16 protein-coding genes are annotated in these 18,865 nt (G+C 40.5%); 5 read left to right on the plus strand and 11 right to left on the minus strand.

What is annotated here, in order from left to right:
- Positions 1–6: 6 nt before the first annotated feature.
- From MMO42_RS15085 to MMO42_RS15095, 3 genes are all read right to left on the minus strand, one after another.
- Positions 7–1,656: an AMP-binding protein gene (locus MMO42_RS15085; protein ID WP_241321137.1), complete on the minus strand. Its 1,650-nt coding sequence runs from the start codon at positions 1,654–1,656 to the stop codon at positions 7–9.
- 81 nt (positions 1,657–1,737) lie between these two features.
- The gene (gene mmsB / locus MMO42_RS15090; RefSeq protein WP_241321138.1) at positions 1,738–2,628 is read right to left on the minus strand and encodes a 3-hydroxyisobutyrate dehydrogenase; all 891 of its coding nucleotides are present in this window, start codon (positions 2,626–2,628) and stop codon (positions 1,738–1,740) included.
- 14 nt (positions 2,629–2,642) lie between these two features.
- Positions 2,643–4,160 carry a CoA-acylating methylmalonate-semialdehyde dehydrogenase gene (locus MMO42_RS15095; protein WP_241321139.1) on the minus strand — a complete coding sequence of 506 codons (1,518 nt, stop codon included), beginning with the start codon at positions 4,158–4,160 and terminating at the stop codon, positions 2,643–2,645.
- A 165-nt stretch (positions 4,161–4,325) separates the two neighbouring features.
- Here MMO42_RS15095 and MMO42_RS15100 point away from each other — a divergent pair, with 165 nt between their 5' ends.
- Positions 4,326–5,207, plus strand: a complete 882-nt coding sequence (locus tag MMO42_RS15100) for a LysR family transcriptional regulator (RefSeq protein WP_241321140.1) — start codon at positions 4,326–4,328, stop codon at positions 5,205–5,207.
- Between the two features lie 68 nt (positions 5,208–5,275).
- On the opposite strand, the gene MMO42_RS15105 is transcribed toward MMO42_RS15100, so the two are convergent.
- The 4 genes from MMO42_RS15105 to MMO42_RS15120 form a co-directional block, all read right to left on the minus strand.
- Positions 5,276–6,709 carry an amino acid permease gene (locus MMO42_RS15105; protein WP_005290916.1) on the minus strand — a complete coding sequence of 478 codons (1,434 nt, stop codon included), beginning with the start codon at positions 6,707–6,709 and terminating at the stop codon, positions 5,276–5,278.
- Positions 6,710–6,899: 190 nt separating this feature from the next.
- Complete coding sequence (locus tag MMO42_RS15110; protein WP_005290913.1) at positions 6,900–7,259, minus strand: RidA family protein; 360 nt, start codon at positions 7,257–7,259, stop codon at positions 6,900–6,902.
- 9 nt (positions 7,260–7,268) lie between these two features.
- Positions 7,269–8,372: an alanine racemase gene (alr, locus tag MMO42_RS15115; RefSeq protein WP_241321141.1), complete on the minus strand. Its 1,104-nt coding sequence runs from the start codon at positions 8,370–8,372 to the stop codon at positions 7,269–7,271.
- A gap of 24 nt (positions 8,373–8,396) precedes the next feature.
- Positions 8,397–9,653, minus strand: a complete 1,257-nt coding sequence (locus MMO42_RS15120; protein WP_241321142.1) for a D-amino acid dehydrogenase — start codon at positions 9,651–9,653, stop codon at positions 8,397–8,399.
- A gap of 139 nt (positions 9,654–9,792) precedes the next feature.
- Between MMO42_RS15120 and MMO42_RS15125 the strand changes: the two genes are divergently transcribed.
- Positions 9,793–10,260, plus strand: coding sequence for an Lrp/AsnC ligand binding domain-containing protein (locus tag MMO42_RS15125; protein WP_005154359.1), 468 nt, complete (start codon positions 9,793–9,795; stop codon positions 10,258–10,260).
- Between the two features lie 47 nt (positions 10,261–10,307).
- Here MMO42_RS15125 and MMO42_RS15130 read toward each other — a convergent pair whose 3' ends face one another.
- The gene (locus MMO42_RS15130) at positions 10,308–11,495 is read right to left on the minus strand and encodes a capsular biosynthesis protein (RefSeq protein WP_241321143.1); all 1,188 of its coding nucleotides are present in this window, start codon (positions 11,493–11,495) and stop codon (positions 10,308–10,310) included.
- 9 nt (positions 11,496–11,504) lie between these two features.
- A complete protein-coding gene (locus MMO42_RS15135) occupies positions 11,505–13,574 on the minus strand; it encodes a capsular polysaccharide biosynthesis protein (protein WP_277603355.1) in 2,070 nt (689 codons plus the stop codon).
- A 94-nt stretch (positions 13,575–13,668) separates the two neighbouring features.
- Between MMO42_RS15135 and MMO42_RS15140 the strand changes: the two genes are divergently transcribed.
- The 3 genes from MMO42_RS15140 (at position 13,669) to MMO42_RS15150 (ending at position 16,956) form a co-directional block, all read left to right on the plus strand.
- Positions 13,669–14,679, plus strand: coding sequence for a glycosyltransferase (locus MMO42_RS15140; RefSeq protein ID WP_241321145.1), 1,011 nt, complete (start codon positions 13,669–13,671; stop codon positions 14,677–14,679).
- On the plus strand, positions 14,672–15,676 hold the full coding sequence (locus MMO42_RS15145; protein ID WP_241321146.1) for a galactosyltransferase-related protein: 1,005 nt from the start codon (positions 14,672–14,674) through the stop codon (positions 15,674–15,676). Before MMO42_RS15140 ends, MMO42_RS15145 begins: the two co-directional genes overlap by 8 nt.
- 104 nt (positions 15,677–15,780) lie before the next feature.
- Entirely contained in the window at positions 15,781–16,956 is a 1,176-nt protein-coding gene (locus tag MMO42_RS15150) for an SGNH/GDSL hydrolase family protein (protein WP_241321147.1), read from the plus strand.
- A 62-nt stretch (positions 16,957–17,018) separates the two neighbouring features.
- Here the strand turns inward: MMO42_RS15150 and MMO42_RS15155 are convergent, their stop codons facing one another.
- Both MMO42_RS15155 and MMO42_RS15160 read right to left on the minus strand, forming a co-directional pair.
- On the minus strand, positions 17,019–17,819 hold the full coding sequence (locus MMO42_RS15155; RefSeq protein WP_241321148.1) for a heparin lyase I family protein: 801 nt from the start codon (positions 17,817–17,819) through the stop codon (positions 17,019–17,021).
- An 86-nt stretch (positions 17,820–17,905) separates the two neighbouring features.
- On the minus strand, positions 17,906–18,862 hold the full coding sequence (locus MMO42_RS15160; protein WP_241321149.1) for a hypothetical protein: 957 nt from the start codon (positions 18,860–18,862) through the stop codon (positions 17,906–17,908).
- Positions 18,863–18,865 lie beyond the last annotated feature (3 nt).

Genomic DNA, 18,865 nt, shown 5'->3' on the forward strand with positions numbered 1-18,865 from the left:
TGTTCCTTACCCTGCCTTTGCTTGCTGTTTCGCAATTTCCTGATTACGTAATAAAAAGCGCTGAATCTTGCCACTTGGTGTTTTTGGGAGTTCAGTCACGAACTCGACTAGCCGTGGGTAAGCATGGGCAGATAAGCGTTTTTTCACAAATTGGCTCAACTCTTCCGCCAACTGTTCCAAAGGTTGAATACCCGCAGCCAAAATCACGAAAGCCTTCACCACTTCAGTACGGTCTGGATCAGGCACACCCACCACGGCTGCCTCTACCACAGCATCATGTTCAAGCAACGCACTTTCCACATCGAAAGGTCCAATCCGATAACCCGATGTGGTGATCACGTCATCACTGCGCCCGACAAAACTCATGCTGCCATCGGCATGTAACTCGGCAGTATCACCTGTCAAATAATAGTGCCCGACAAAAGGGGATTTACGGCTTTCTTTATAGCCACCAAACCACATCATCGGTGATTGATGAATATCCACGGCTAAAATTCCGGGGGTATCTGCTGGAAGCTCCTCGCCTTGTTCATTGACCACCGCAACACGATAACCTGCACTCGCAAAACCGGCTGAACCTACACGGATGTCATGACTTAAACCATGATGATTACACACCACCATGCCAACTTCAGTCTGTCCATAATGATCATAAATCGGGGCATCCAAAACTTGCTTAAACCAGCGAATCACTTCTGGATTCAGTGGTTCGCCCGCACTGCTGACCACACGGAACTGGCCTTTTAACGGCGTCATTTGCGTAGGATCAGCGGCCATCATCATTCGATATGCCGTTGGTGCCCCCGCCAGATTGGTAATCTGATAATCCTTTACGATCTGACACAGGCTATCGGTACTAAAGCCCCCTTCATAGAATAAGGTGGCATGACCTAAGAATAATGGCCCAGTAATGGCATAGTACAAGCCATACGCCCAACCGGGATCGGCAATATTCCAGAATGAATCTTCTTCTCTCAAACCAATGGCATCTTGCATATAACGACCAAAAGCCAGCAAGGCTTTTAGCGGCACTTCCAAGGGTTTGGCAGGTCCTGTAGTGCCAGAAGTAAACATCAGTAAAAAAGGATCTTGGATGTTTCGCATCACCAATTCACATTGGTCAGACTGCTGTTTCACCTCATCCCAAAAATTAAAGTCACCTGACTTAAGCGAGATGCCTTGTGGATCAGCAACCGTGACAATTGCGGGGCAGTGTTCAATCTCATCGAGTTTGCTGCGGTTCGCCACATCGGTCACCACCAGCTTACTTTGTGCCAATTGCAGACGATGCTCAATTGCCTTGGGACCAAATGCGGTAAATAAAGGCTGATAGACAGCGCCAATACGCCAAGCCGCGAAAATTGTCACCAGCAGCTCAGGCGTTCTCGGCAATAGACCTGAAATACGGTCGCCTGCTTTCACACCTTGCGACTTTAAAAAGTTGGCAAATTGACTCGACCATTGCTGCAACTGGCGAAAAGTATATTGCGCCTTACGACCATCTTTGCCTTGCCAATACAAGGCAATTTTGTCGCCTTGCGCATGGCGATCACAACATTCATAACAGGCATTCAGTGCATCCATTGAACCGGATAGCATTTGTTTTGCAGTGCTTTCCAGATCGAAAGCCTGAACCGTCTCTTTATAATTCAACATCTGTGTTCCCTCAGTCTGGATTGATTGTTATTCATGACAGGGTTTAATTTCTTAATCAAAGCCATCCTTTGGCTTTAGCTTTTATAGTTCTGGCGGCAGGTATTGCTGAATAATGCTAGAAAAATCAAGGTGTGCATTACCACGCATGCACATTTGCTGATACAGCTGCTGCACCATACCCCCCAAGACCACTGGCTGCTTGACCTGCCCTGCGGCTTCAACTGCAAGACCTAAATCTTTCAGCATCAACTGCGTGGCAAAGCCATCCTGATAGCCACGAGAGGCAGGTGCATTTTCATTAATATGCGGCCATGGGTTACAGACTTCAGAACTCCAACAACGACCGCTTGAAGTGTTGATCACGCCTGCTAATGCCTGCGGATCAATGCCAAGTTTCGCACCCAGTGCCATCCCTTCGGCCACCGCAGCCATGGAAATCCCAAGGATCAGGTTATTGCAGATTTTGGCAATTTGACCTGCGCCCACATCACCACAATGCACCACGTTCTTGCCCATATGACTGAGTATAGGCTTCACTTCATCAAAGGTCTCAGCATTGGCACCGACCATAAAGGTCAACGTACCCGCTTGTGCGCCAATGGTGCCGCCTGAAACAGGCGCATCGCAAATATGAATATTTTTACTTTGGGCAACCGCTGCAATGTCTTTAATGGTTTGTGGGTCAATGGTACTGCTATCAATGCATAAGCTGCCTGCTTTCAGCACTTCCAACACACCATCTTCGCCCAGATACACCTCTTTGACATGTTTTGCCGCAGGTAACATGCTAATCACCACGTCAGCTTGTTTCGCCGCTGCCTGCGGACTGTCGCAAACCACACCACCTGCCTCGGCAAAGTGCTGAATCGCCACTTCGCTAAGGTCATAACCATATACGGTGAGTCCGGCTTTGAGCAGATTTTGGGCCATTCTGCCGCCCATGTTACCTAGACCGATAAAGGCGATATTCATCCGTGATCCCCTTCTTAACGTAAACTGATGGTGGTATTTACACCGCCTACTTCGTGGCTGTCTTCAAACCAGCGACTGGTAATGGTTTTGGTTTGGGTATAGAACTGTACCGCCTGTTTGCCATAAGGTCCTAAATCACCAAGTTTTGAACCACGGGAACCTGTAAAGCTAAAGAATGGTACAGGCACTGGAATTGGAATGTTGATCCCGACCTGACCAATATCAATCAGGTTTTGGAAAGTACGCGCAATCGCACCACTTTGCGTGAATAATCCCACACCGTTACCAAATGGATTGGCATTGATCAGCGCAATTGCTTCTTCGAGTGTATCGACACAAATAATCGACAGCACGGGACCAAAGATTTCTTCCTTATAAATGCGCATGTCGGTATTTACGCCACTAAAAATCGTCGCGCCGACAAAGTTGCCTGCTTCATAGCCTTGCACCTGAACATTGCGTCCATCGAGCAACAGTTCTGCACCTTGCTCAATACCGCTATCAATTAAGTCCAACACCCGTGCTTTAGCGCGTTTTGAAATGACTGGGCCGATATCAGTATATGGCTCATGCCCTGCATTCACTTTTAAAGTCTTGGCTTTTTCAACCAATTCTGCAATCCAGTGCTTACTGTCACCAACCATGACCGCCACCGATAACGCCATACAGCGTTGCCCTGCTGCACCAAAAGCCGCACCGACCAAGGCATTCAGCGTTTGTTCCTTATTGGCATCTGGCATCACGGCGACGTGATTTTTGGCACCCATCATCGACTGCACACGTTTGCCATGTTGCCCTGCAAGGTTATAGACATGTGTGCCAACCGCAGTAGAACCAACAAATGAAATGGCTTTAATATCAGTATGGGTACATAGGCGATCCACCACCTCTTTGCCACCGTGCACAACATTGAGTACACCAGCAGGAATACCAGCCTGAATCGCCAGTTCCACCAGCATCATGGTTGACAGCGGATCTTGTTCAGATGGCTTTAAAACAAAGGTATTGCCACATACAATCGCCATTGGAAACATCCACAACGGGATCATGGCAGGGAAATTAAATGGCGTAATGCCTGCACACACACCCAACGGTTGCTGCAAGGTATAAGTATCGACACCACGTGCCACACCTTCAACATACTCACCCATTTGCAAGGTGCCAACTGAACAGGCATGTTCAACCACCTCTAAACCACGTTGAATGTCACCTTCCGCATCGGCAAGCGTTTTACCTTGTTCCGCAGTCAGTACCTGTGCAATCTCCTTCATATTGGCGCGAATCAGATCTTGCAGCTTCAGCATGATGCGCATACGTGCCTGAATCGGAGTTTGACGCCAAGCAGCAAATGCCGCTTGCGCTGCCTCAATTGCCGCATCCACTTCCTGAGCTGTAGCAAATGGCACACGACCAATCACCTCCTGCGTTGCAGGATTAATAATGTCTTGCCATTGTTGGGTTTCTGATTCGATAAAACTGCCATTAATGAGTAACTTGGCTGTTTCCAATTGAATATTTTGGATTGTGTTCATAACCTCTCCATAGGCCGTATTTTTATTGTGTTCAGTGTTCAGAAAATATCGATCGTCGTATTTTCTTTATTCAGGTTTTATTCGAGACTAACAAAGAAAGCTTTGACCACCAACGCAAATTAATGCACGATCATTGTGCAAATATGCACAAGGAAGATCATAATAATGAAAGTGGATTGGGATCATCTACAGTTTTTTTTAGTGTTGGCGCGGACCAAAACTTTAACCAATGCCGCCCGTATTATTGGCGTGGAACATAGTACCGTGGCGCGACGGATTCAGGCTTTAGAACAAACTTTAGGAATTACCCTGTTTAAACGCGAAGCCTCTGGCTATGAGCTGACGATGGAAGGTTTGGCACTGGTTCCTCGGGTTGAGCAAATGGAATATGCTTTCCTGCAAATTGAAAAACCTCATCAACCTTTGCAAGGTCGTGTGCGAATTGGCACACCTGAAGGCTTTGGTACTGCATTTTTGGCACGCTTGTTAGCGGAGTTTTCCATACAATACCCCTCGCTCACCATTGACCTGATTCCAGTACCGAAAATGATCAAGCTGTCGCATCGCGAAGCCGATATTGTGGTCTCCATTGAACGCCCCACCTCAGGTCCTTATATCATTACGCGGCTGTCAGATTATTGTTTAAAAATTTATGGCAGCAAAAAATATCTGGCACTCAACCCACCCATCCGTGATTTACAGGATCTCACCCCGCATCGATTCGTCAATTATATTGATGATCTGGTATATAGCCCTGAGCTGTACTGTCTGGAGCGCTTGCCTTTAAAACTCAATGCTAATTTTCGTAGCAGCAGTATTTTGGCGCAGCAAATTGCGGTCAGTTCAGGTGCAGGATTGGCCATTTTGCCCAAGTTTCTCGCCGATGATAAACCTGAACTTGAAACGGTATTAGAACAACAGGTGCGCTACACCCATACCTTCTGGATGCTGACCTTTGTCGATTTGCAGCATGAACCTCGTATCAAGTTGGTCTGGGACTATTTACGCAAACAGGCCGATCAATATCAGCATTTATTGGTGGATTAAACAGAATGACTATCCCATAAAAAACCGATCAATCTAGATCGGTTTTTTACTCATATCGACATAGGCTATTACGCCAATTCACGCCCCAATTTTTTCATGCGGGGTTTATACATCAGCTGATAGGTCACGGCCAAAATGATTAACCACAATGGGCTGACATAAAGTGCTTTTAAGGTATCTGGCTCTAGTGCCAAGATCACCAAAGCAAACAACAAGAAAGCAATAACGATATACGACATAAACACGCCACCTGGCATTTTGAACTTGGATTGAGCATGCAGTTCTGGACGTAATTTACGGTAGCGGATATAGCACACCATGATCAGACTCCAGACACTAATGAATAGAATCACACAAAGCGCACTCGCCAAAGTGAAAGCTTCAAGAGTATTCGGTACAAAGTATTGCAGCACTGCCCCACCCATGATGAACACACACGAGAAAATCAGACCATTGGCAGGTACTGCACTTTTCGATAAACGACCAAAAGCATTTGGTGCCTGACCATCTTTAGATAAACCAAACAACATACGGCTGGTTGAGAAGACCCCACTGTTCATGGAAGACATCACTGAAGACAGTACCACCAAATTCATAATGATGGCCGATGTTACAATCCCTGCATTCATGAACAATTCCACAAATGGACTCTTGTCCGCACGAATAATATTCCATGGCGTGACCGACATTACCACCAATAAGGCCAACACATAGAATAAGATGATACGAATCGGAATCGCATTGATGGCTTTTGGCAGATTCTTGTGTGGATCTTTGGTCTCAGCAGCAGTGGTTCCAATCAGTTCCACGCCAACGAAGGCGAACACGGCGATTTGGAAACCTGCCAAGAAACCATCCAGACCTTTTGGAAACATACCTCCATGTGACCAGACATTACTGAGCGATGCCACAACACCATGAGGTGCTTGAAAATGGCTAAAGATCATATAACCGCCAACGCCAATCAGACCAATAATCGCTAAAATCTTGATCAGGGCAAACCAGAACTCAATTTCACCAAACAGACGTACCGTAAGCAGGTTTAAGAACAGCACGAATAGTACACAACCCGCACTAATCGCTGCCTGACCAATTGGGGTAAACATGGTGCCTTCAGGCAGCCAAAAAGTGAGGTAGTTAATGACAGCAGCCAGATCGGCAATACCGACCAGCACCCAGCCTAACCAATAGGTCCAGCCCATGTAGTAGCCAGCCCATGGCCCAATCAGGTCATGCGCCATATCAACAAAAGATTTGTAGTGTAAATTTGCCAGCAACAGCTCACCGAGTGCTCGCATTAAGAAGAAAAACATCCCACCAATAATCATGTAAATAAACAGAATCGATGGGCCTGCCAAGGAGATGGTTTTGCCTGAGCCCATAAAGAGGCCAGTACCAATAGCGCCACCAATTGCAATCAATTGCAAGTGGCGATTTGAAAGTTTTCTTTGTAAGTCTTGGGGCGATTGTTCGCCTTCTGACTGATGCTGTGTAACCGTCATCTTAAGTTCCTTTTACTCTTTCCTCAATGAGTCAGCCTTGATTTATCTGCCATACCCTAGCTGTCCTTTTAAGACTGCTGACTCATCTTCGATTGCAAGAAAATACGTATCTGACTACGTTTTATCTACTGCAAATACGTTACTTTTCTTCTTTTTTTATATTTTTTAAACAAAAATAAAGCGGATCGCTTTATTTTTGTGCTGCAACAACTGCAATTTCGATCAACCATTTCGGATTGACTAAATCGGCCTGAATGGTGGCACGTGAAGGTGCAACATGACCTTTCAACCAATCAATCCAAATGGTGTTGACCACAGGGAAGTCTGAAAGATCTTTTAAAAATAATTGTGCTGAAAGTAGGCGAGATTTATCCGTCCCTGCTGAAGCAAGCAGTTGTTCGATGGTTGCAAGTATTTCACGGGTTTGCCCTTCAATATCAAGATCCGCATTTTTAGGCACCTGACCTGATAAATACACCACCTTATTGAATACCGTTACAGCGCTCATCACTTCGTTAGTATTAATCTTTTGAATATCCGAATTTGACATAATGAATCCTTATTCCTGAGTCATAAATGAAACGCGCGCAGTCACGCCACACATCAGTTCATAACCAATGGTGCCTGAGGTTGCTGCGACATCGTCAATAGGTAAAATTGTTCCTGTACTTGATTTGCCCCATAGCACCACTTCACTGCCGACTTCAGCATCATGGATCGGGCTGAGGTCTACAGCCAACATGTCCATGCTGACCCGCCCAATGGTTTGGGTTCGAATTCCATTCACCAGAACAGGTGTGCCCGTGGCTGAAATTCGTTGATAACCATCGGCATAGCCACACGCTACGATACCGATTCTGATTGGCTGCTCAGCCACATAGCTGGAACCGTAGCCAACACTTTCATGGGCATTGAGTTCTTGCACAGCAATGATTTCACTGCGCAAGCTCATACTTGGCGCAAGGCCCCAGTCCTGAATACGATGTTTAGGATAATCGGGAGAACTGCCGTACAGCATGATGCCGCCACGCACATAATCCGATTGCAACTGTGTTTGATATCTTAAAATTGCAGCACTGTTACTGACCGATCGTTCCCCTGGCAAGCCCTGAATGGTGGCTTCAAACGCTTTGAGTTGATAGTCAATTCCAGTCTGGCCAAAACGATCACCATCGGCATCAGAGAAATGCATCATATGGGTAATACTGGAGATCTGTTCCAATTGGTTCAATTGCTGCCAAATGTCACGGTATTGCTGTGGTTTAAAACCTAAGCGGTTCATACCACTGTTCATTTTCAGAAAAACATCAAACTGCGCTGGATAGCCATATTGTTGTATCCATTGCAGTTGTTGCTGATTGTGCACAGTAAAACTGAATTGATATTGCGCACAGTCAAACAGGTCCTGCGCTGAAAAAATCCCTTCAAGCAGCAGAATAGGCCCAGTCCAACCTAAAGCACGTAAACGTTTTGCCTCATCGATATCGAGTAAGGCAAAACCATCTGCACTTTTAAAAGATTCATAGACACGTTCAATCCCATGCCCGTAAGCATTGGCTTTGACCACAGCAAACACTTTACTGTTGGGCACCGACTGCCTGACGACCGCTAGATTTTGACGTAAGGCTTGGGCATGGATCACCGCAGTAATCGGACGAGGCATACTAAACTTCCTTGTAAACCGTGATTATGCGGCGTGTGAATAACGCTGAATGGATAAACCATCGGTGCTGATGTCCGGACGGTGATTCATGACCAAATCACTGATCAACTTGCCAGAACCACAGGCCATGGTCCAACCTAAAGTGCCATGTCCTGTATTCAGGAACAGGTTCTTGTATTGCGTTGCACCAATAATCGGTGTGCTGTCTGGGGTCATCGGACGTAAACCTGTCCAGAACGATGCTTGTGCAAGATCGCCACCCGGGAATAAATCTTGAGTCACCATTTCCAAAGTCGCACGACGGTCCTGATTCAATCCAAGATTAAATCCACTGAGCTCTGCCATACCGCCAACACGAATACGCTGATCAAAACGGGTAATCGCAACTTTGTAAGTTTCATCCAATACCGTTGATTGCGGTGCAAATTTTGGTTCCACAATTGGAATCGTGAGTGAATAGCCTTTCACTGGGTAAACAGGCAAATTCAATTCCAGTGGTTTAAGGAAATCACGTGAATAACTACCAAATGCCAGTACAAAACGGTCAGCTGTTAAAATCGCACCATTGACCATAACACCTTTGATTTCATCGCCTTCAACAATCAACTTTTCAACATTTTGATCAAACTTGAACTCCACACCCAAGTCTTGAGCAAGTTTTGCCAAAGCATTGGTAAACAAATAACAATCGCCTGTTTCATCATTCGGCAGGTGTAAACCACCCACTAATTTATCAGTGTGTGCTAATGCAGGTTCTACAGCACCTAGCTCCTGAGCATTCAACAAATCAAAAGCAACACCACATTCTTTGAGTACTTGAATATCACGCTGCACGGCTTCAAGTTGTGCTTCACTACGGAACACTTGTAGCGTTCCCTTGGCACGATTTTCGTAGTTGATCCCTGTTTGCGCTCTTAAATCACGTAGGCAGTCACGGCTGTATTCTGCAACACGCATCATGCGTTCTTTATTTACCGCATAGCTTTGTGGATTACAGTTTTTCAACATCTGCGCCATCCACTGCAACTGCCACATACTGCCATCAACGTTAATGGCTAAGGGTGCATGATGCTGGAACATCCATTTTACGGCTTTAAAAGGAATACCGGGTGCTGCCCACGGTGTTGAATATCCTGGGGAGATTTGGCCTGCGTTACCAAAACTGGTTTCTTTTGCAGGTCCTGACTGACGGTCAAGCACCGTCACTTGCGCACCTTGTTGTGCAAGATAATAGGCACTTGCCACACCAATGACGCCACTTCCTAAAACGATTACGCGCATAATAGATCCCTCACGCACACACTAGGTTATTTAACTAGTATATTTTTGGATCAATAGTTTTTTTCACTGATTTTATGACTATAATCTAGGTAATTTAATATTTTTATCGCGAAAAAATTAAAATAAAAGGGAATCTTCTATGCGTAAATTAGACCGGATTGATCGCCTGATTTTAGATATTTTGCAACGTGAAGGTCGAATTGCGATCAGTGAACTGGCATCGCGTGTGAACTTATCTACCACTCCTTGCTCAGAACGAGTGAAGCGCTTGGAACGTGAAGGCATCATAGTGGGCTACTATGCCCGACTCAACCCCGCTTATGTCGACCGTAGCCTGTTGGTGTTCCTCGAAATCAAACTTTCCGCAAAATCTGGCGATGTATTTGATCAAGTGGCGCGCGATTTGGTGGATATTCCTGAAGTGTTGGAATGCCATCTGATTTCAGGTGAATTTGATTATCTGGTGAAAGCGCGTTTAAAAGAAATGAGTGCCTATCGACGCTTATTAGGCGATTTATTAAAAAAACTGCCTGCCTCTGCCTCTTCACATAGCTATATCGTGATGGAAGAAGTCAAAGAGTCTTTATATTTAGATATGGGCGTATAACAATCAGATACTTCATAACAAAAAAGCCCAGATTGAAGGGCTTTTTATTATTTCATCCAAAAGTTTTTACCGTAATAAGCACCATTTAACTGAGTTAGTTCAATCAACTTTTCTCTGAATAGATGAAAGTAGGCTTCATCTGGTGGAGTAGCATTACACCAAAAATGATCCAAGTCACTTTGTACCGTTAATCCTGGCAGATCATAGAGAGAGCGGCCCAATGTTTTCACTGGGATATGGTGATACAGGGCTTGGATTCCCGTCGTACTGTTAATCGTGACTAAGCCTAAACCATGTTTCAATAACGTAGGTAAATGGATGTCACAGAAATAATGAACACGCCCCTCAATCCCTAGTTTTTTTGCTAGATCCTGAATCAATTGACCATAGTGCCGATAACCACGATCCATCGGATGATGCTTGAGTACCAAATGATGTTTCTGCTCGGCATGCTGAGCAAAAGAAGTCATGATCTCGACGATACACTCTTGTACATCTGCATAATGACTATGTACACGAACTTGAGAGTCATTATGTACCTGCAAAGTAACAATAAAATAATTCTTATTGTACAGGCGAATAAAGGTGTCAAAACGTTTAGGTTCAAGCAGATAATTTTTGAATCGGCGTATTAATGCCATAAACCAATAGCCGAATTCTTGTATTGGATTATAACCACGATGATGTCGATAAAATGGATAAAGCCATAACAATAAGGCCCAACACAGATAGTATTGAAAACCGCTCCAAATCATCAGATGATAGTGGTTGTCACTCGATTCACGGTGAAGCTCTACGGTTTGAGGCTGTTTTTCTGCTAAAAAACGTTGCTTAAAATTCGAAAAATCGTTGACTCCATCTGCCTCAAAAGTCAGATAGTCAGGTCGAATATAGCCTTCTTCAAACACAAAGAATTTAACATTGAGTTGTTGTGCAATTTCATGTGCCTGTTGATGGTAAAAACGACAGTCACCAAAACAAACAATTGCATCAATCTGATTTTCCTGGATTTTACTAGATAACCAAAGCCCAAAATCTGCCGACTTTTTTCGATAATGCCAAATATTCGGACGAGCATGGTAGTAACGCCAATCACCTGCATTAAAGTTAACTTTAAAACATTCAATTTGCTTGCTTGTAAGCCAGTCGGACAAATCTGTAAAGAATGATCCTATCGGTCCTTGTAATAAAACAACTTTCTTGGCAGCCAATAGCTCATCTAAATATATAGACAATCTCTAATCCTAAAACTTTATTTTCAATTCACGCAAGCGTGTAAACATCCATGACCAAACACTTGATGGAGATTTCTCTGCTGTTTGCTGTAACTTACATATCTGTTGCATCACATGTTCTGGTGTGACTAAAGGAACCTGTAACTCACGGGTATCCGGTAAATTATAAACTGGATATTCCACCAATACGCTAAACGCCAATTCATCGACCGTGAGCTTACGCTGTCTTCTCACACATTGATGTCGATCAACTGTAACACCCCAACCTGCATAAAAAGGCATGCCATAGCAGTAGACTTTAATATTTCTTAACAGGGCTTCAAACCCTGATAAAGAAGTGATTGTGTGCAGCTCATCAATATATTCGAATAGTGTGATAATTGATACGTTTTTTTCAAGACGATCGACAAGATGCTTCATCTCATCCCATACAATTTTGCCTTTTCTGAGCCCTTCTTCGACATCTGGATGGGGCTTATAAATGATATATGCATGAGGATTATTTCGACGAACTTCTTCAATTAAGGCAAGATTGGTTTTGATATCGATTCCTCCCAACTGGATCGACAAATCATCTTCCACCTGCCCTACAACCAATATTATTTTCTTTTGCTTATCAATTTCTTGAATACTATCGACAGGTTGATGACCAACATTATATTTAGTCAGTTTATTTTGAATGATCTGTTGTACCAACAGTTGAATACGCTGCTGTTGCTCTGGGTTAAGTTTGACCTGATTGAGGAGCTGTTCCAAGCGCGATGGACGAGTTGCATCGTAGTAGATTCCGACATCATCAAACACCAAAGAAAAAGGCCTAATCAGTTTAGCACCTAGTCCTAAAGAGCGCAGAAAACCATCCTCCACTGTCCATACTTTTTGAAAGCCTTGTTGCTTTAATACAGCAGCTTTTTTGCCCCAAGCCACGATGGTCTGATCTTTACGAGGTTTAAGCCAATGCTTAAAACTGAGTTCAACTTGAGGAAAATCCAAGAAGTCTTTGATAAAACTCTTTTTCCAGCGGCTAAAACCGTAAGCCACAATAGACGAAGCAGATAATTGTTTTTGGAACTGAATATTCGGAATAAATAGATCTACGATTTCCTGTAACTCACACTGTTGCTGTGAAACAGGTGAAATATACTTTGCGTACCGCAAATATGCCGCAACGAACAATTGTTCTATCGTACGTGAAACATTTCTTCGGTCTTGAATCGCTTTAGGTATTTTTTGATGATCCTTGGTCAGCCCCCAACCTGCATACCAGGGAATGCCAAAACAATGTACAGGTTTGCCTAACATTAACGCTTCAAAACCCAATTGTGAACTCACCACATAGACTTCCGACATCTGTTTGCATAAATCGATCGGATTATAATTTTCTGCCAGTAAATTTATATTTGGCGCTTTGTAGTGTTCAAGCGAAAAATGGCTCTTGGCTTTGCCTGCCAATACATCGGGATGTATTTTTACCCAGATCTGTGCATCAGGATGATCAAGTACAGCTTGTTGCAACATCGTATCAAAACTTTCTGCCGATGCCATTGCATACTGAATAGATTGATCACCTAAGGTTTGATCAACCACAAGGATATTTTTTTGATTATGAAATTTACTTGATTCAAGTGATTGGTAACGTAAATTGTATTTGGTAACACCTGCATTCAAAATCTTTTGAATGAGTGCTTGTGCATGTAATACTTCATCTTTTGAAAGTGATAACGCTAAGATTATTTTTTCTAAATCTGAGGATTGTGTCGCATCAAAATAGATACCAGACTGATCTAAAACGATGGAAAGTGGCTGAAAGCCCGCTTTGCCTAGCCCCATAGAACGAATAAAGCCATCTTCTGCACACATGGCGATACCATGCTGCTCAAAAGCCAATGTTTGTGCTTTTTTAAAACTGTTTTTACGCCCCCAACCCCAAAATATTTTATTATTTTTCGTGTTTGTGCGTTTTTTGATCTCTTGAGTCAATGAATCATATAAATCATTGTTTTTAAAAAAATATATTTTCTTAATCCCAAAAGGAATGTAATCTAACATATGAACATTTACAATGTTGGTGCAGTTCATTTACTATTATATCACATATTCTTTTCAAAATTTTTTCTAACCTATAGCAGGGGAAATTTGAAACTAAACCACTAATTCAAATTAAGTTTTTTTAATGGAAAAATCAATTAATATCTTAGCTGTCTTGGATGACTTTACCTTTACCGCGCTTGATTTAGAAGCAAATGTAAATTTAATTTCATACCAGCATTGGTTCTATCATTTTTTCCCTGGAAAAATTGACTTTGTTTTAGTTGAATCTGCATGGTTAGGCCAGAAACAAAAGTGGCAATACCATATTGCAGACTACCCAGAACATCCAAAACGTAACAATGACAAAGTCAAAGCATTGATTCAATGGGCGAAAAAACATCAAATTCCAACGATTTTCTGGAATAAGGAAGATCCGTATCATTTTGACCAATTCATTGATTCTGCAAGATTATTTGACTTTATTTTTACCACAGACCGAGCATCCATCCCCAATTATCAAAGCTTGTGTCCAGACTCGAAAATAAATTATTTGAATTTCCCATTCCAGCCCAAAATTCACTATCCGGCCCCAATCAACCAAACAGTTTCTCGTTCTAGCTTATTTATGGGCAGCTACATGCATCATATGTTCCCAGAACGTCGTAAATGGCAAGATATCTTATTTGAAGCTGCGGCACCGCATGGCCTATGCATCATCAACCGGCACGATGACAAAAAAGATAAAAATTATAAGTTCCCCGCAACACTAAAGGCTGAATATTTACACTCGGTCCCTTATCGTGAGACGGGACATATTATGCGTAAATTTCAACAAATCATTAACGTCAACTCTGTTACCACTTCCCCAACTATGCTCTCCAGAAGAGTGGTGGAAGGAATGGCCTGTGGTCGTTTGGTAATTAGTAATCCAAGTCTTGCCCTACAGAATTTATTTCCTGAGCTGTGCGAAGTGGTTGAAACACAAGAACAGGCTAATGAATTATTTGCCCAACTCAGTTATGGACTGAGTCATCAACAAAACGAAAAAATACGTTATGCTTGTGATCATGTATTCATCCACTATACGGTGAAACAATGGTTAAAAGATATCCTCAACAGTTGCCAAATCGATCACCCCTACTTATATGCTTAAATTTTTTTTCTCGAAAAAGAAAAGACCTGATTATGGTGCGGTTGATGTATCAATCGTCATTCCGATCGACTTAAGCTATCGTAGCAGTGATATTTTAGGACGGATCAAGCGTCTGGTCACGATCGCACAAGACCAATCCATTCGTTTTATTTTAGGCTGTAATGCACAACCAGAACGCCAAGTACAACAACTGAAAAAGATCATTGCAGACTGCCAACAAATCACGCTGGTGATTGACCAGAGTGCTAGCGGGCATCTTTCTCGTTTAAGAAATATTGCATTGGCCCAAGTACAAACACGCTATGTCATGCTTCTTGATATCGATATTCATATCAATCTTCAGCAAATCCACAACGCATTTAACGAGGTACAACAGCATCCTGCGCAATTGTGTATGTACCCATGTTTGTATTTGAGTAAAAAGGGTAGCAAACAAGTCAACCAACTGACTTTAACAGCATTTAAACAGGCCTATTACGATTTTAGGCGAGATCTGATTTTACATCTGGCTTTTCCATCGTCCATCATCATTACTGACCTAAAGTCTGTACAAACAATCGAAGGTTTTGATGAGCAATTTATTGGACATGGTTATGAAGATTTTGACTTCATGCTGCGCTTGTTTCAGTATAAAGGCTTAATTGAGTATCAACCTGCATTATTGCTTGATGAAACTTATATGGCACCAATGATGGCAACAGGTTTCCGAGCCATTTTGGCAGAGAACCAACTGGAGCAACTCTTTCAAAAACAATATTTTTTACATATCCATCATGAGAAAGATAAAAAGAGTCTCTATCACCAACAGCGGCAAGTCAACCAGCAACGCTTTGAAATGAAACTCAAACAACAGATAAATGCAGAAGCGACAGTAACTGATACCACCCCACCTTATCTGTTAAAAACTTTCTTTCAGTTGTTAGCTCAGCAGAAAATTAAGCGCCCTGAATATTCTGCACTTTGGGCTGAGATTCAAGGGTATAAGTTGAGAAAATAATTATATGAATTGATAAAGTTTGTTTAAAGTTCTACAACACTATTTTGAAATATGAAAATTATGATAAAATTAAAAAAATAAGCAAGCATATTAAACTGGAACTAATGCAAAAACGTAATATTCGACTTAAAGAACTTGGTACTAATATCAACAAAATATATGCACCGACTCTAGAATATTTAGAAAACTGCCCCCGACTTAATAAAAATGAAGTATATGAAATAACAACAGATAATGAAGGCAATCAACCAACTGTTTTTGGAAATGAATCAAATAATAAAATCTTTATGATTGGAGATTCTTCTATAGAATGTATGTATATCCGAAATAGTAAAAAAGCACATACAGTATTAGAAGAAATTTTGCTAAAAAATGGATATGACTATGAAATAAAAAACTTAGGAACTTCAGGCTCTCAAACTCTAAATATTATTAATTTATTAACAAATAAATTAATTAATAAAACAAATTCTACTGTAATAATAGCTCTCCCATCAAATGATGAAGGTCCTTTACTTTACGAAGAAGATTATTTTTCACCACATATTTATCATGCTACAATTTTACCAGCCACAGAAAAAAAAGTTAAAAGAAATAATGAAATAAATATAGAGATTTATAAAAGAAATTTAGGTCTTATAACAGCAATCTGTAATCAACTGAATTTAAAGTTACTTTTTACTTCAATTTGTTATACAACTGATGCCCCTCATCTGAAAACTATGAATAATATTGCACGAGAATACTGCAATATCAATAAAATACCATTCTTAGATCTAGAAGAAGAATTTCAAATCAATTCACATTTCTTTTATGATAAATTACATTTCTTACCCGAAGGGTCTGTCTTTTTTGCACAAAAGCTTTTTTATTTTTTGAAAGACCAACTTATTCCGAATAGTAAAAAAAATTTAGAGATTCTTAAATTCAATTGTTCTGGCATGTTGGAGAAAAATACTATATGGAGTGAAACTATTTCCAATATAAATAGCCAAACAAAAATCAAACTAGTTATAGACTTTGAGCATTTAGAAAATACAAAAACACCTGCATTATATGCAATTGATTACTTTGACATCAAAACAAAAGTTTCATTGATTAAATCAGAAAATCCAGATATTGGATATTACAAATATTTCTCTGGACAACCTAATAAAAGGGTAGAAAAAGTTTTTAATATTGAAATCCCATCAGATTGTAAAGAAATTAAAGTTGGAATTAGGAAGTGGGATGGAAGAGGAATTTATATTCATAATGCTTTTTTATCAGTACTTAAATAATTACCATAGCAATTACCATTGATGAAATTAAGTTATTAAATATTTTCGTTAATGGTAATAAATCAATCAAATGAACTAGTTATTTCCTTAAAGTTTATATCCTTATAAGCAATACGAAAATTTTTTGATGGTTCCTGATATTTATATACACCAAACTTTAACCTAAAATTAGGCTCAGCGTTACTATTTTCTGGATAACCCATAGCTCCTGTCCAATTCAAAATTTCCTTATTATTTTCAAAAATTATAATTTTCCCTTGCATATCCGAAGTAATTTGAAAATTTACTTTAAATTTTTTCCATTGCGGACTAAGTTTAACATTCACCAAATTCTTTCCAGCAATACTATTTTGAGGATTCCTGATCATAAATGCAGCTTGGTCACTACTACCTCTTTTCATTCTCAATCCAAAAATTGGTGAATATTGAGGAGCTTGCCATATTTGTAATAGATAAAAGGACTCATTCGTTATATCTGAATCTGGAAAAACTTTTAGCTTAAAATTAATCTCATAAGATTTCCCAAACTTAATCTTAGGATTTGCAAATGTTAACTCAACCCTATCATTGACTTGTTTATTATCAGCAACCGACGCAGAGTTCATCATAGCTTTTCTTGTATTACTGAATTTTCCAACTAGGGGTTTTTCAGCTGGTACTGCAAAAACAACAGCATCTCTTTCTAATTTTGGAGCAATAGCATTACCTTGACACTTTCCTGAAAGCCGCCCATTACTTTCAGAGATATAATTTCCTCCATTACCAATTTTTTCCGAGCAACCATCTGCATTTAATATCTCTAAAGCATATGCTTGTGAAAATTGACATGCAATTAGAATTAGAACAAATCTTTTAAAAATCATATACTTTACTTCCTAGTGCCATAGGATATATTTAACAAATTCTTTGGATTGCTCTATAAAAATATATATCATATCTTAAAGAAAGATTAAATTTTAACCCACTCTTTATGATTCATTATTCGATTTATGACATCTATATAGTTATAATTCATTAAATCCAAAACTGTAGCTTTTAATAAACCATTAATTAACAAAGTCTGCATAACAAGGTGTGAACCACCTTTAACTGGTATGAAATATGGTAATGGATAGGCTGTTAATATCGTTTCTTTCATAAACCTTATATCTCCAGATTCTAATGGATCATAAATAATAAAAACTGGTTTTGATGTTTTAGGTACATTACTGATCGGAACATGTTTATATTCGACATCCTGATAATCTGGATGGCTCATAATTGGATGAACTGGTAACATAGGAGCGCCAGCAATAATAGTTGCATCTAAAATACCACCGAAATAGCAGGCACAATATCCTCCTAAACTAGTCCCATATACAAAAACTTTTTTCCCAATAGTTTTATCTTTAATTACTTTCTCAAATAGCTCTAAACTTAAATCCTGATACTGGTTCTTATCATGCTTGTGTAATGCAATTAGATTCCAACCATTAGACAAAATAAATTCTGCTCCAAAAGGAGAAGTCGTTTTATCTGTTTGCGCAGAATTAAATGTTACAAATGTTATATTTGACTCTTGATTAAATTCTGTGATCTTTAATCTTTCCTCTTCATATAAAACTTCTTCATTAACAACAAATACACGCCCATACTTGTCTAAATAAAAAAATCTTTTAATGATTAATTTATCACTTTCTAAAACAGTATTTTCACATTCAGGTCTATTGAATAATTTTAAACAATAAACTTTATTCTTTTCAAGTTTGACCTCTAATTCTGAATAAGTTTTCTTAATATAGGATTTTGCAGCAATCCTTTTGTTTCCAGATAAGATATAAAACGCAAAATCTGAGCCAAAATTTTTCTTTACATGTACTGTAAATTTTGGCTCTGTAAATGTAACTTTCTCAAACTCAAAACTCATTTT

Origin of the sequence: Acinetobacter sp. ANC 3882, assembly GCF_022549545.1 — a bacterium.
Taxonomy (GTDB): domain Bacteria; phylum Pseudomonadota; class Gammaproteobacteria; order Pseudomonadales; family Moraxellaceae; genus Acinetobacter.